Source organism: Mycobacterium sp. (assembly GCF_032162105.1).
GTDB lineage: Bacteria > Actinomycetota > Actinomycetes > Mycobacteriales > Mycobacteriaceae > Mycobacterium.
The window spans coordinates 1-12,708 of record NZ_JAVRPS010000007.1; the positions used below are offsets into that span (position 1 = coordinate 1).

The window sequence follows — 12,708 nt, forward strand, 5'->3', positions numbered from 1 at the left end:
CGACTTCCTCTTCGGCGTTGAGCAGCGCCACCTTGCCGATCTGCTTGAGGTAGGCACGCACCGAGTCCGCCGACGCGGTGAGCTCGGCATCCTTGCGGGCCTGCCGGAGCGCCTCGGATTCCTCTTCGTCCCAGACGAAATCGCCCGAGGCCTTGTCCTTCTCGGACGGCTCGGCGATGTCTTCCTCCTCGGCAGGTGCTGCGGGCACCGCGGCTGACACGATGGGTTTGGGCGTGCCGTCGGCGACGACTTCCTCGTCGGCGACCGGTTCGTCGGCGTCGAGATCCTCGAGCTCGAGATCGGGCTCGTCGACCAGTACGTCGGGTTCGACGTCGAGGTCGTCGCCGGTGTCCAGTTCTGCGGTGACCTCGAGACCGTCGACGGTCTCGCCTTCGACGGCCTTCTTGGCGCGCGGTGCGCGCTTGGCGGCGGTGCCCTTGGTGGGGGTCGCCGACTCGGGCTTGGCCGCCCGGGCGGCGGTCTTGGTGGCCCGCTTGGCGGGCGCCGTTCCATTGGCGGTCTTTGCCGCCGGAGCCCTCTTAGCGGGGGATTTGGGGGCGCTGTGCGTCACCGGCTCGTCGGTGGCCGGCCTAGCTTTCGTCGCTGCCACGTGCACCCTTTCGGTCTTGCGGATCTCGGAGGCGTGGGCGTGCGTGCGCCACCGAAAAGCGTCGGCTGTCGAATGTTGGCGTTGATCTCAACTCGGATACTCGCCGCTATCCGTTATGCGGCCGCCGTTGACCATTGTAACGACAGTGTGAGCAACTGCCCCTACGAGCGGCAAATTTTGCTCGTCGGCGAGCCGCAGGAGTCCATCAATGGGTGGCGGCGTCCACCTCGGCGGCCATCGCGGCGCCGACGATGCCCGCGGTGTTCAGCAGGGACGCCGCCACCACCGGCGTGCGGTTCTTCAGCAGCGGGATCCATTTGTCCGCCTTGCGGCTGATGCCGCCGCCTGCGATGAGCAGATCGGGCCAGACCGCGTTCTCGATCGCGATGAGCACCGTGGTCACTTCTTCTGACCAGCGTTCGTAACTCCACCCCTTGCGGTCCTTGACCGACGAGGCAGCGCGGTGTTCGGCTTCCTTGCCGCCGACCTCGAGGTGCCCGAACTCGGTGTTGGGCAGCAGCACACCGTTGTGGATCACGGCCGAGCCGATGCCGGTGCCGAACGTCAGCAGCACGATCACGCCGGTGTTGTCCCTGCCTGCGCCGAACTTCTCCTCCGCGAGTCCTGCGGCGTCGGCGTCGTTGAGGACCGTCACCGCCTGCCCGTTGAGTTCGGCCGAGATGACGTCGCGCGCGTTGGTCCCGATCCAGCCCTTGTCCACGTTGGCGGCCGTCCGGACGGTGCCGTCGGTCACCACCCCGGGGTAGGTGACCCCGAGGCTGCCGGTCCAGCCGAACTCGCGGACGACGGCGGCGACGGTCTTGGCCACCGCGTCCGGCGTGGAGGGTTGCGGGGTCGGGAGCTTGAACCGGTCGCCGATCAGCAATCCGGTGTCGAGATCGACGATGCCGCCCTTGACCCCGCTGCCGCCGACGTCGACGCCGAATCCGCGCCGTTGCGAGCCGTTGGTACTCGGATCAGCGGCTGGGGTGTCGGCGGCGGTCATGAGCGCTCCTCTTCGAGAGGTCGGCAGGGGCGACGCGACCCACACATTAGTGCCTCGCCAAACCTGATGTGGGCCTGCCGCGTATCCCGGCTGGCTCGATTCGTGTTGCGATTAGAGGCGTGACTGACATCGACTCCGACCCTGCGAGCCTGCGGGCGGTCGCGGAAGGACTGGCCGCGGAGGCCGCCGAGTTCGTGCGGCGCCGACGCACGGAAGTGTTCGGCGACGCCGCCGGGCCCGACCCCGCCGGATCGGTGGTGCGGGCCAAGAGCACGCCGACCGACCCGGTGACGATCGTCGACACCGAGACCGAGCGGCTGCTGCGCGATCGGCTCGCCGGACTGCGGCCCGGTGACCCCGTACTCGGCGAAGAGGGCGGGGGTGCCGCACGGGTCGAGGCAGGGCGGCCGCTGTGGGTGCTCGATCCGATCGACGGCACGGTGAACTTCGTCTACGGCATCGAGGCCTACGCGGTGTCGGTGGGCGTGCAGATCGACGGCGCGTCGGTGGCGGGCGCGGTCGCCAACGTGCCGACGGGAGAGGTGTTCTCCGCCGCAGTGGGCCACGGCGCCCACGTGCGGCGCGCCGGTGTGTCCACGCCACTGCGCTGCACAGCCGTCGACGACCTGGCGATGGCGTTGGTGGGCACGGGATTCGGCTACGCAAGGGAGCAGCGCCTGCGGCAGGCAGAGGTGCTGGCCCGGTTGCTGCCCGACGTCCGCGACGTGCGCCGCCTCGGGTCGTGCGCGCTGGACCTGTGCATGGTGGCCGCGGGCCGCCTGGACGCGTACTACGAGGACGGCGTGCACGTCTGGGACTGGGCCGCGGGCGCACTGATCGCCGCGGAGGCGGGTGCGTGGCTGGTTCTGCCGCCCGTCGAGGGCGGAGGTTCGGATCTCATCGTCGCCGCGGCGCCGGGTATCGCCGCGGAGTTCGACGCGGCCCTGACGCGGGTGGGCGCCCGCACGTAGGCGAGCTGGGCGGGGCGAGCGAAGCGACGGGCGCTCAGCAGGCGCCGGCGTGCACTTTGGCCAGTAGCGAGGGGTCCGCGGGCTGTGTCGCGTCGGGGCGCAGGCTGGCCAGCACGGCGTCGGTGTCGTCGTTGTGGCTCAGGTCGCCGAACTCCGTGCCGACCGCCAGATCGACGGTGTCGTCGCTTCGCTGGTCCTGATACAGCTCGGTGCATGGCGCGACCAGCCACACCGCGGCGGCGCCGGCGCGGCCGGCCGGGCCGAACCGGATCTGGCCCTGGCATTCCAGGCGGGTGTTTTGGTACACGGTGTCGTTGGCCGCGGTGGGCGGGGCGTAGCCCAGGTCGCGGAAGGCGCCGGCGACCTCGGCGGCCTGGCCGCCCTGTCCGCTGGCGTTGAGCACGCGGATCTTGGTGTCGGCGAGCTTGGCGGGAGCCACCTCGGTCATCGTGGCGGGCATGACCTGGTCGCCCAGCGCGGTCTGCGTGGCGTCGCCGGCCGGCGGTGGCGGATTGCAGGCGGCGATCTCGTTGACGTCGTTGGGCCGATTGAACGCCGTCACCCACACCACGAGGGTGATGACCGCCAGCGCGGCCAGCGTCAGAATCCCAGGCAGGTAGTTTCGACGGCGGAACGGACGGCCCTGCTTGTCGAACGCCGTGCCGGACGTGATTTGCGCTACCACCCCTGCACTGTAAGGCCAGGCCCGGCCACCGGTCTCTACCAGGGGTTTTAGAGTGTGATATAAATCACATCCATACGGCGGCCGTTCGGGGCACGAATTATTTGGTGAATGCGTTCTGCGCTGGTACAAAGCTCTCTCGCATGGTTACTGGAGGGGAAGAGGATGGCTACCGACTACGACGCCCCACGGCGTACTGAGACCGACGACGTTTCCGAGGATTCGCTCGAGGAATTGAAGGCTCGGCGCAACGAGGCACAATCGGCGGTCGTCGATGTCGACGAGACCGAGTCCGCAGAATCGTTCGAACTACCCGGCGCCGACTTGTCCGGCGAGGAACTGTCGGTGCGGGTCATTCCGAAGCAGGCCGACGAGTTCACGTGCTCGAGTTGCTTCCTTGTGCATCACCGCAGCCGTCTCGCCAGCGAGAAGAACGGCGTGATGATCTGCACGGACTGCGCGGCCTAGCGGCATAGCGGCCCAGGCCGGTTCCGCGTCAGCTGCGCAGCGCCGCCAGCACGCGGTCCGGCCGTCGGCAACTCACCAGCCAGTAGGGCGTTGGGTCGTCCGGGTCGTCGAGAACCAGCAGCACCATGGGCCCGATCCAGGCCCGGTGCACCACGTAAGCGGCCGGATCCAGTTGGCGACCAAGCGCGGCGGACTTCGCCGACCGTGGCACCTCGGCCGAGCGGGAGATGACGCCGACCGGGAGGTGCGCCGCGCCCACCCACAGTTCGGCCTCCTTCTGGTCGTCGCCGACGACGCGCACGTCGGTTCGGCCGAACCACATCAGCACGGCCGCCGCGACGGGAAGCAGCACCGCGTAGGGCACCCACGTGGGTAGCGCCTCGACGCCCTGATTCACCTCGAGTGCAATGAGCGCGGCCAACCCGAACCCGGGCAGCCACCACCACCATGGCACCCGCAAGCGCTCTTGATAGCGCACGGATTGGGTGGCTGCGCGCGTGTCCGACACGCGGCCAAGAGTAATCTCGTGCATCATGTCCACCTCTCTGGCGGTCGTGCGACTCGATCGCGACCTGCCGATGCCCTCCCGGGCACACGACGGCGACGCCGGCGTCGACCTCTTCACCGCCGTCGACGTCGAACTGGCCCCGGGGCGGCGCGCGCTGGTCCCAACCGGAATCGCGGTCGCCATTCCACACGGGATGGTGGGACTCGTGCATCCGCGCTCGGGATTGGCCGCGCGCGTGGGACTTTCGATCGTCAACAGCCCCGGCACCGTCGACGCCGGGTATCGCGGAGAGATCAAGGTTTCGCTGATCAACCTCGACCCCGAGGAGCCCATCCTCCTGCGTCGTGGTGATCGCATCGCACAGTTGTTGGTGCAACGGGTCGAACTACCCGAATTGGTCGAGGTCACGTCATTCGACGAGGCCGGACTAGGTGACACATCCCGTGGCGAAGGCGGCCACGGCTCCTCCGGCGGACACGAGAGTTTGTAATGGCATTCGGCAAGCGCAAGAACATGCAGGACGGCGAGACCGAAGGGTCTCCGGACACCGGCGACGTGGCCGGGAACGACGACCCCGACGGCCCGTTCGACGTCGAGGAGTTCGACGACGCGTCCGTGGTCACGGTGGGCAGGCACGACCTGGGCTCCGTGCTGATCCCCGAGAACGAGGGTGCAGAACTCGCCGTCGAGGTCAACCAGCAGGGCGTGCCCACCATGGTGTGGATGGTGACGCCCAACGGCCGGTACAACATCACCGCCTATGCCGCGCCGAGGACCGGCGGCCTGTGGCGCGAGGTGGTCACCGAGATCGCCGAGTCGCTACGCAACGACTCGGCGCAGGTCAGCGTCGAGGACGGGCCATGGGGCCGCGAGGTGGTCGGTGTGGTGACCAAGGGCCCCGAACCCGTCGTGATGCGGTTCGTCGGGATCGACGGCCCCCGCTGGATGGTTCGCGGCGCGGCGATCGGTTCGCCCGAGAGTGCGCACGCGATCGCAGCAGATGTACGAAATGCATTGGCGGACACCGTCGTTCGGCGCGGCGACACCCCGCAACCGGTACGCGCCATGCTGAACTTGCAGTTATCCGAATCGCTGGTGGGTCGGCTGCGCGCACGTGCCGAGCAGATGGTGACGGAGGGCGCTCAACCGGCCGAGCCGCAGCTTCCGGAGGCGCAGCCCGTCGCGCGGCGCAGTGAGCAGGGATCGGCGATGCAACAGCTCCGCACCATCACGGGTGGCTAGCTCGCCTCCCAGAGCGCGGCCAGGCAGGCAGCGCCGAGAACTGCCGGGTCGACGCCCATGGCGTCGAGCGTGACGGTCCGCAGCGCCGCCCGTGGCGCTGCGGCGACCCACTCGAGCGCGACCTCCACCGGATGCACCGGGTCGTCGGTCGCCGCGGCGACGCCCATCGGCACGGCGAGCGTCTCCAACTCCTCGCAGGTCGGCGCGACGTAGCAGGCCGCCTCCTCCATGGCGTCGGGCAACGCGGGCCATTGACCCACCCACGACCGGGTCAGCTCGTCGGCAAGCCACGCCGGGCTGGAAGCGCGCATCGCCGCGATCGCCGACGCGAGCCCGTCGCGGCGCAACTGGTGCGCCGAATGCCGGGCGGTGAGCGCGGCAGGAGCGTTGCCGGGTGGGCCCGTCCACGCGGGCAGCGCCGCCAGCACGGCGACGGCGTGGGAGGGATGGGCCAGCGCCCATGACGTCGCGACGGACGCGCCGATCGACACCCCACCGACCGCGATCGGACCCAGCCGCGCCGCGTTGTCCAGCTCGCGCCGAAACCCCTCTACCAGCGCGTCGGGCTCCGGCGCCGGGGTCAGCACCGTCGCCCCAACGCCGTGCAACGCCGTGGAGAAGGCCCGGTACACGTAGTCGTCGTCAGACCCCGTGCCGGGCAGCAGAACCACCGTGATCCCGCGCAGATTGACGGCCATCTGTCGATCGTGCCGTGCGCGTCAAATCACGTGTATCCGACACGAGGTGGCTGCGTGGCAAATCGGAACCAAGAGGTCTACCGTGGCGTTTGTCAGTGGGAATCCACGGTGGATTCGCGAAGGGGTCAGGAGAGGCCATGGCTACGGCCGAAGGTTATCTACGCCGGCTCACCCGCCGGCTGACGGAAGACCCGTCGCAGCGCGACGTCGAGGAACTCAGCGACGAAGCCGCTCACAACGGTGCGCAGAAGGCAATCGACTGCCGGCGCGGCCAGGAAGTGACGATGGTCGGCACACTGCGCTGCGTCGAGACCAACGCCAAGGGTTGCGCGGGTGGTGTGCGCGCCGAACTGTTCGACGGCACCGATTCGGTGATGCTGGTGTGGCTCGGCCAGCGTCGAATCGCGGGCATCGAGTCCGGCCGCACCCTGCGCGTGCACGGCCGTCTCGGCAAGCTGGAGAACGGCAGCAAGGCAATCTATAACCCGCACTACGAGATTCAGAAGTGAGTCGCCCCGACAAGGGGACTGCTGACGAGGCCGAGCCGGGCGAGCGGGACGAACCGGAAAAGAAACTCAACGCGCAGGCGCTGCTCGAACAGATGGGTGGCATCAGCGGCCTGATCTATTCGTCGCTGCCCGTCCTGGTGTTCGTTCCGGTGTCGTCGCTGGCCGGGCTGATGCCCGCAATCGGCGCGGCTCTCGGCGTGGCCACCCTGATCCTGGTCTGGCGGCTGATCCGCAAGGAGTCGTTGCAGCCGGCCTTCTCCGGCTTCTTCGCGGTCGGGGTCAGCGCGCTGATCGCCTACCTCGTCGGGGAGTCCAAGGGCTACTTCCTGCTTGGCATCTGGTCGTCGCTGCTGTACGCCGCGGTGTTCGCCCTGTCGGTGCTGATCAGGCGGCCCGTGGTGGGCTACGTCTGGGGCTGGGTCAACGGACGCGACCGAGGCTGGCGCAAGGTGCGCAAGGCCGTCTTCGCGTTCGACGTCGCGACCGTGACGTGGGTAGCGGTGTTCGGTGCGCGGTTCGTCGTGCAGAACCACCTCTACGACGCGGATCAGACCGGCCTGCTCGGCGTTGCGCGCATCGCGATGGGCTGGCCGTTGACCGGTGTCGCGGCGCTTGTGACGTACCTGGCCATCCGCACCGCGCAACGCGCGCTGCACGCGCAAGAGGCGGCCGAAGCGGCGCAGAGCATCGACGCGCCGGAGGCCACCGCGGCGCCCGAGTCAACCGAGGCCCGCACCGACTGACGGGCATCCCGGTGCAGGACCAGAATCCCCCCGTCGCTTCGCTCGCCCCAGGGCGCGCGGCCGACCGGTCGCTGATCGCGGTCGCCGTGCTGGCGTCGTTCGTGGCGTTCCTGGACGGCTCGGTGGTCAACCTGGCGCTGCCTGCCATCGCCGCCGACCTCGCGCACACCGGTCTGGCCGGCCTGGCCCTGCAGCAGTGGGTGGTGGACGGCTACCTGCTGGCGCTCGGCGCGCTCATCCTCGTCGCGGGCGCGGTGTCCGACCAGTTCGGCAGGCTCACCGTGCTGCGCACGGGGCTGGCGGTGTTCGCGGTCGCGTCGGTGCTGTGCGCCGTCGCGCCGACCGGTTGGGTGTTGGTCGCCGCCCGGTGCCTGCAGGGCGCCGGGGCCGCCTTCCTGGTCCCCAGCTCGCTGGCGATGATCAACGCCCGGTTCACCGGCGCCGCGCAGGCCCGTGCGATCGGCACCTGGACGGCGTGGACGGGCACCGCGTTCGTGGTGGGACCGCCGCTCGGCGGAGTGCTCGTCGACGCCCTGAGCTGGCGCTGGGTCTTCGGCATCAACATCATTCCGCTGGCCGTCACGCTGTACCTGACCACCAAGATCCCCTCGGAGGGCAGGAGCGCAGCGACCCGGGAGAAGATTGCCGACGACGTCGGTCCGAAGCGTTGGGCCCGAATCGATTTCGTCGGCGCGACGCTGTGCGCCGTCGGGCTGACCGCCGCGGTCTTCGCGCTGATCGAACAGCAGCGGCTCGGGCTTTCGCATCCGGCCGTGGCGGGCGGCCTGGTCGTGGGGCTGGCGTGCCTGGTGGCGTTCCCGTTCTGGGAGCGCCGCGCGCCGAACCCGATGATGCCCCTTGACCTCTTCGCGGCGCGCAACTTCGCGGTCGGCAACCTCGCGACGGTGTTCCTCTACGCCGCCGTGTCCCTGGGCATGTTGCTCGTCGCGCTGTTCCTGCAAGAGTCCGTTGGCCTCTCGGCGACGCAGGCGGGTCTGGCGACGCTGCCCCTTCCGGTGCTGTCGTTCTTCCTGGCGCGCCTCTTCGGCACCCTGGCCGGCAGGCACGGACCGCGGGTCTACATGGCGGTCGGACCATTCGTCGCCGCGGCCGGCTTCCTGCTGCTCGGGGCTGCGCGGGAACCGTTCGACTTTTGGACGCAGATGCTGCCAGGGTTGGTCGTGTTCGGCGTTGGCCTGTCCATCACGGTGTCGCCGCTCACCGCGGCGGTGCTGGCCGCCGTCGACCCCGCCCAGAGTGGCATCGGGTCGGCCGTCAACAACGCGGTCTCCCGGATCGCGGGCCTCATCGCGGTCGCATTCACCGGCGTGATCATCGGCGCGACAGGCGATTCGGCATTCGCGCCGGGCGACTTCGCGGGTTTCCGACGGGGCGCGGTGGTGGTCGCGGTGCTGTTCGCCGTCGCAGGGCTGATCTCGGCCGTCGGGATCAGCAACGGCCAGTGCGACTACCGGCGGGTGTCACCCGAGGCGGCCGCGCACAGTCACGACCGGGCGACACCGCCGCCTGCGCTCGCGCGGCCGGACTAACCGCTCGAGCGCGGGCGCAGCACCTGTTCGCGCAACTGGTCCTCGACCTCGGATATCGCCACGAACAGAAGTTCGTCTCCGCCCTCCAGCGGTTCGTCGCCCTCGGGCACGATCACCCGCGCGCCCCGCAGGATGGTCACCAGCGACGCGTCACGGGGCAGTCCGAGACGCTTGACGGCCTTGCCACCCCACGGGGTGTCGTCGGGGAGGGTGATCTCGACGAGGTTGGCCTGGCCCTTGCGGAAGCTCATCAGTCGCACCAGGTCGCCGACGGAGACCGCCTCCTCGACCAACGACGCCAGCATCCGCGGGGTGGACACCGCGACGTCGACACCCCAGTTCTCGTCGAACAGCCACTCGTTGCGCGGGTCGTTCACCCTGGCCACCACGCGCGGCACCGCGAACTCGGTCTTGGCCAGCAGGCTGACCACCACATTGGCCTTGTCGTCGCCCGTCGCGGCGATCACCACGTCGAAGTTCTCGAGCCCGACCGACTCCAGCAGGGTCAGCTCGCACGCGTCGCCAAGGCGCCAGTGCGCGGCCGGGATGTCGTCGACGTCGATGTGCGCGGGGTTGCGCTCCAGCAGCGTGACCTCATGGGAATCGACGAGTTCCCTGGCGATGGACCGGCCGACGGCGCCGGCTCCTGCGATGGCGACCTTCACGGGTACCTCACTGATCGTCGACGTCGTCGCCCGGCGGCAGCGCGGCGATCGCCATGGCCTCGGCGATGTGACCCGACACGGCGGCCAGGTAGACCTGGTCGCTGGCCTGAATCACGGTCTTGGGCTCGGGCAGCAGGCCGCTGCCGAAGCGGATCATGAACGCCACCCGTCCGCGTGTGGCGCCCTCGAGGGCGGTCACGCGGTGGCCCACCCAGTTCTCGTGCAGCGCCAGCTCGGCCACGCCCACGTTTCCCGACGGGTCGCGCCACTTGGTGGTCTCGGTCTCCCTGGTGAGGACGTTGAGCAACCGATCAGTGGTCCACGGCACCGTCGCCACCGTCGGAATGCCGAGCCGCTCGTAGACCGCCGCGCGCTTGGCGTCGTAGATCCGGGCGACCACGCGCTCCACGCCGAACGTCTCACGCGCCACGCGGGCGGAGATGATGTTGGAGTTGTCGCCGGAGGACACCGCGGCGAACGCCCCGGCCTCCTCGATACCCGCGCGCAACAGCACGTCTCGGTCGAAGCCCATGCCGAGCACGCGCTCGCCGGGGAACTCGGGGGACAGCCGGTGAAAGGCGGTGCCGTCGCGGTCGATGACGGCCACCTCGTGGCCGATGCGGGCCAGCCCGTCCGACAGCGACGCACCGACTCGGCCGCATCCCATCACCACTACCCGCACGCGTCGGTCCTTCCAGCGGTCCCCAGAAACAGTTCGTGCCCAACCTGCGCACACGGAACGCTACATCTATTCGGACAGCCGAAGGCTTAGGGGCTTACCCTTGGCTCTCGTGTCCAAGGTCTCGACCGCCGCGCGCCGGCTGGTTCTCGGTAGCCCGTTCCGCAGCGACGCCATGGGCCACACCCTGTTGCCCAAGCGGATCGCGCTTCCTGTGTTCGCCTCCGACGCGTTGTCCTCGGTCGCCTACGCGCCGGAGGAGATCTTTCTGGTGCTGTCGGTCGCCGGGTTGAGCGCGTACACGATGGCGCCCTGGATCGGGCTGGCGGTGGCGGCGGTGATGCTCATCGTGATCGCGAGCTACCGGCAGAACGTGCACGCCTACCCGTCCGGCGGCGGCGACTACGAGGTCGTCACGACGAACCTCGGCGGCACGGCAGGCCTGACCGTCGCGAGCGCGCTGCTGGTGGACTACGTGCTCACGGTTGCGGTGTCGATGGCGTCGGCAATGTCCAACATCGGCTCTGCAGTGCCGTACATCGCTCAGCACAAGGTGCTGTTCGCGGTGGCGGCCATCCTGATTCTGGCGTCGCTGAACCTGCGGGGCATCCGGGAGTCGGGCACCGCGTTCGCGATTCCCACCTACGCCTTCATGATCGGCATGTACATCATGCTGGCCTGGGGGCTGTTCCAGATCTACGTTCTTGGCACCCCACTGCGCGCCGAGTCGGCCGACTTCCAGATTCAGTCCGAGCACGGCGACGTGACGGCCTTCGCGATGGTCTTCCTGGTTGCGAGGGCGTTCTCGTCGGGATGCGCGGCCCTGACGGGTGTCGAGGCCATCAGCAACGGCGTGCCCGCGTTCCGGAAGCCGAAGTCGCGCAACGCGGCGTCGACGCTGCTGCTGCTCGGCGTCATCGCGGTCTCGCTTTTCATGGGGATCATCATGCTGGCCAAGGAGACCGGCGTGAAGATGGCCGAGCGGCCGGGCGAGCAGTTGATCGGCGCCCCGCCGGACTACCACCAGAAGACGCTAGTGACCCAGTTGGCGGACGCGGTGTTCCACGACTTCCCGGTCGGGCTGTTCGCCATCGCCGGAGTCACCGCGCTGATCCTGATCCTGGCCGCCAACACGGCGTTCAACGGATTCCCGGTGCTCGGCTCGATCCTGGCTCAGGACAGGTACCTGCCGCGCCAGCTCAGCACCCGTGGCGACCGGCTGGCGTTCTCGAACGGCATCCTGTTCCTGGCCTTCGCCGCGATCGCCTTCGTGATCGCGTTCCGCGCCGAGGTCACCGCGCTGATCCAGCTGTACATCGTCGGGGTGTTCGTGTCGTTCACCCTGAGCCAGATCGGCATGGTGCGGCACTGGACCCGGCTGCTGCGCGTCGAGACCGACCCCGCCGAACGGCGCAGCATGCACCGGGCGCGGGTGATCAACACCATCGGGTGCATCTGCACCGGCACGGTGCTTCTGGTGGTCGTCGTGACGAAATTCCTTGCCGGGGCGTGGATTGCGATCCTCGCGATGGGCTTCCTGTTCGTGGTCATGAAGATGATCCACAAGCACTACGCGGCCGTCTCGCGCGAGCTGGAGGCCCAGGCGGCCGAGGAGGGCGACGTGGTGCTGCCAAGCCGCAATCACGCGATCGTGCTGGTGTCCAACCTGCACCTGCCGACGCTGCGCGCGCTGGCGTATGCCAAGGCCACCCGGCCCGACGTGTTGGAGGCCATCCACGTCAGCGTCGACGACAAGGAAGCCCGCGAGCTGCAGAGCAAGTGGGAGGACAGCGAGGACGTCACCGTTCCGCTCAAGGTGATCGCGTCGCCGTACCGCGACATCACCCGCCCGCTGCTGGACTACGTCAAGCGGATCACCAAGGAGTCGCGGCGCACGGTGGTCACGGTGTTCATCCCCGAGTACGTCGTCGGGCACTGGTGGGAACAGGTGCTGCACAACCAAAGTGCGCTGCGGCTCAAGGGCAGGCTGCTGTTCGAGCCTCAGGTGATGGTCACCTCCGTCCCGTGGCAGCTGAGTTCTTCGGACAGGTTGAAGAACCTGCTGCCGCAGTCCGCACCGGGCGACGCCAGAAGAGGGTTCCTCGATTGACGGACTTCTTGCAGCTGACCGCCGGCCCGCCTGCGAACGGCGGAAGCTGCGTGGCACGCCACGACGGACGAGTGGTGTTCGTGCGGTACGCGCTGCCCGACGAGGTGGTGCTGGCGCGGGTGACCGGCGAGCGCGGAAGTCATTGGCACGCAGAGGTCGTCGAGGTGCTCGAGGCGTCACCCGACCGGGTCGATTCGCTGTGCCCGATCGCGGGCGTCGACGGTGCGGGGTGTTGTGATCTGGCGTTCGTGACACCGGAGGCGGCGC

Annotated in this window: 16 protein-coding genes; 9 read left to right on the forward strand and 7 right to left on the reverse strand. The window is 69.1% G+C overall.

Annotated elements, in window-relative coordinates; genetic code table 11:
• Both QOC69_RS00210 and ppgK read right to left on the reverse strand, forming a co-directional pair.
• Window positions 1-610 (reverse strand): sigma-70 factor domain-containing protein (locus tag QOC69_RS00210; RefSeq protein WP_526435164.1); only part of this gene is annotated, 610 nt, incomplete at its 3' end.
• Between the two features lie 205 nt (window positions 611-815).
• The gene (ppgK, locus tag QOC69_RS00215; RefSeq protein ID WP_526435166.1) at window positions 816-1,616 is read right to left on the reverse strand and encodes a polyphosphate--glucose phosphotransferase; all 801 of its coding nucleotides are present in this window, start codon (window positions 1,614-1,616) and stop codon (window positions 816-818) included.
• 119 nt (window positions 1,617-1,735) lie between these two features.
• Here ppgK and QOC69_RS00220 point away from each other — a divergent pair, with 119 nt between their 5' ends.
• On the forward strand, window positions 1,736-2,587 hold the full coding sequence (locus QOC69_RS00220) for an inositol monophosphatase family protein (protein ID WP_526435168.1): 852 nt from the start codon (window positions 1,736-1,738) through the stop codon (window positions 2,585-2,587).
• Between the two features lie 34 nt (window positions 2,588-2,621).
• Here QOC69_RS00220 and cei read toward each other — a convergent pair whose 3' ends face one another.
• Entirely contained in the window at window positions 2,622-3,272 is a 651-nt protein-coding gene (gene cei / locus QOC69_RS00225) for an envelope integrity protein Cei (RefSeq protein ID WP_526435170.1), read from the reverse strand.
• Between the two features lie 162 nt (window positions 3,273-3,434).
• On the opposite strand from cei, the gene QOC69_RS00230 reads away from it, so the two are divergent.
• Window positions 3,435-3,737, forward strand: a complete 303-nt coding sequence (locus QOC69_RS00230) for a DUF4193 domain-containing protein (protein WP_029112668.1) — start codon at window positions 3,435-3,437, stop codon at window positions 3,735-3,737.
• Between the two features lie 28 nt (window positions 3,738-3,765).
• On the opposite strand, the gene QOC69_RS00235 is transcribed toward QOC69_RS00230, so the two are convergent.
• Window positions 3,766-4,245, reverse strand: coding sequence for a DUF3093 family protein (locus QOC69_RS00235; protein WP_526435173.1), 480 nt, complete (start codon window positions 4,243-4,245; stop codon window positions 3,766-3,768).
• A gap of 25 nt (window positions 4,246-4,270) precedes the next feature.
• On the opposite strand from QOC69_RS00235, the gene dut reads away from it, so the two are divergent.
• On the forward strand, window positions 4,271-4,735 hold the full coding sequence (gene dut / locus QOC69_RS00240; protein WP_526435175.1) for a dUTP diphosphatase: 465 nt from the start codon (window positions 4,271-4,273) through the stop codon (window positions 4,733-4,735).
• Window positions 4,735-5,487: a DUF3710 domain-containing protein gene (locus QOC69_RS00245; RefSeq protein WP_526435177.1), complete on the forward strand. Its 753-nt coding sequence runs from the start codon at window positions 4,735-4,737 to the stop codon at window positions 5,485-5,487. The genes dut and QOC69_RS00245 overlap by 1 nt, the downstream gene beginning before the upstream one ends.
• Here QOC69_RS00245 and QOC69_RS00250 read toward each other — a convergent pair.
• Complete coding sequence (locus QOC69_RS00250) at window positions 5,484-6,185, reverse strand: alpha/beta hydrolase (RefSeq protein ID WP_526435179.1); 702 nt, start codon at window positions 6,183-6,185, stop codon at window positions 5,484-5,486. The genes QOC69_RS00245 and QOC69_RS00250 overlap by 4 nt on opposite strands.
• A 137-nt stretch (window positions 6,186-6,322) precedes the next feature.
• Here QOC69_RS00250 and QOC69_RS00255 point away from each other — a divergent pair, with 137 nt between their 5' ends.
• The 3 genes from QOC69_RS00255 (at window position 6,323) to QOC69_RS00265 (ending at window position 8,987) form a co-directional block, all read left to right on the forward strand.
• Window positions 6,323-6,694, forward strand: a complete 372-nt coding sequence (locus QOC69_RS00255) for an OB-fold nucleic acid binding domain-containing protein (protein ID WP_526435181.1) — start codon at window positions 6,323-6,325, stop codon at window positions 6,692-6,694.
• Window positions 6,695-6,786: 92 nt separating this feature from the next.
• A complete protein-coding gene (locus QOC69_RS00260; RefSeq protein WP_526435193.1) occupies window positions 6,787-7,437 on the forward strand; it encodes a DUF3159 domain-containing protein in 651 nt (216 codons plus the stop codon).
• An 11-nt stretch (window positions 7,438-7,448) separates the two neighbouring features.
• On the forward strand, window positions 7,449-8,987 hold the full coding sequence (locus QOC69_RS00265; protein ID WP_526435183.1) for an MFS transporter: 1,539 nt from the start codon (window positions 7,449-7,451) through the stop codon (window positions 8,985-8,987).
• Here the strand turns inward: QOC69_RS00265 and QOC69_RS00270 are convergent.
• Window positions 8,984-9,652 (reverse strand): potassium channel family protein, encoded by a 669-nt coding sequence (locus tag QOC69_RS00270; RefSeq protein ID WP_526435185.1) that lies wholly within the window; start codon window positions 9,650-9,652, stop codon window positions 8,984-8,986. The genes QOC69_RS00265 and QOC69_RS00270 overlap by 4 nt on opposite strands.
• Window positions 9,653-9,659: 7 nt before the next feature.
• Window positions 9,660-10,334: a potassium channel family protein gene (locus QOC69_RS00275; protein WP_526435187.1), complete on the reverse strand. Its 675-nt coding sequence runs from the start codon at window positions 10,332-10,334 to the stop codon at window positions 9,660-9,662.
• Between the two features lie 109 nt (window positions 10,335-10,443).
• On the opposite strand from QOC69_RS00275, the gene QOC69_RS00280 reads away from it, so the two are divergent.
• Both QOC69_RS00280 and QOC69_RS00285 read left to right on the forward strand, forming a co-directional pair.
• The gene (locus QOC69_RS00280; RefSeq protein WP_526435189.1) at window positions 10,444-12,441 is read left to right on the forward strand and encodes an amino acid permease; all 1,998 of its coding nucleotides are present in this window, start codon (window positions 10,444-10,446) and stop codon (window positions 12,439-12,441) included.
• Window positions 12,438-12,708: TRAM domain-containing protein (locus QOC69_RS00285; RefSeq protein ID WP_526435191.1), on the forward strand; the 271-nt coding region annotated here is incomplete at its 3' end. The genes QOC69_RS00280 and QOC69_RS00285, both read left to right, overlap by 4 nt.

Coding starts and splice junctions, on each gene's coding strand:
- QOC69_RS00230 (WP_029112668.1), top strand. CDS start 3,435: ATGGCTACCGACTACGACGCCCCACGGCGTACTGAGACCGACGACGTT.
- QOC69_RS00260 (WP_526435193.1), top strand. CDS start 6,787: ATGGGTGGCATCAGCGGCCTGATCTATTCGTCGCTGCCCGTCCTGGTG.
- QOC69_RS00245 (WP_526435177.1), top strand. CDS start 4,735: ATGGCATTCGGCAAGCGCAAGAACATGCAGGACGGCGAGACCGAAGGG.
- dut (WP_526435175.1), top strand. CDS start 4,271: ATGTCCACCTCTCTGGCGGTCGTGCGACTCGATCGCGACCTGCCGATG.
- ppgK (WP_526435166.1), bottom strand. CDS start 1,616: ATGACCGCCGCCGACACCCCAGCCGCTGATCCGAGTACCAACGGCTCG.
- QOC69_RS00255 (WP_526435181.1), top strand. CDS start 6,323: ATGGCTACGGCCGAAGGTTATCTACGCCGGCTCACCCGCCGGCTGACG.
- QOC69_RS00250 (WP_526435179.1), bottom strand. CDS start 6,185: ATGGCCGTCAATCTGCGCGGGATCACGGTGGTTCTGCTGCCCGGCACG.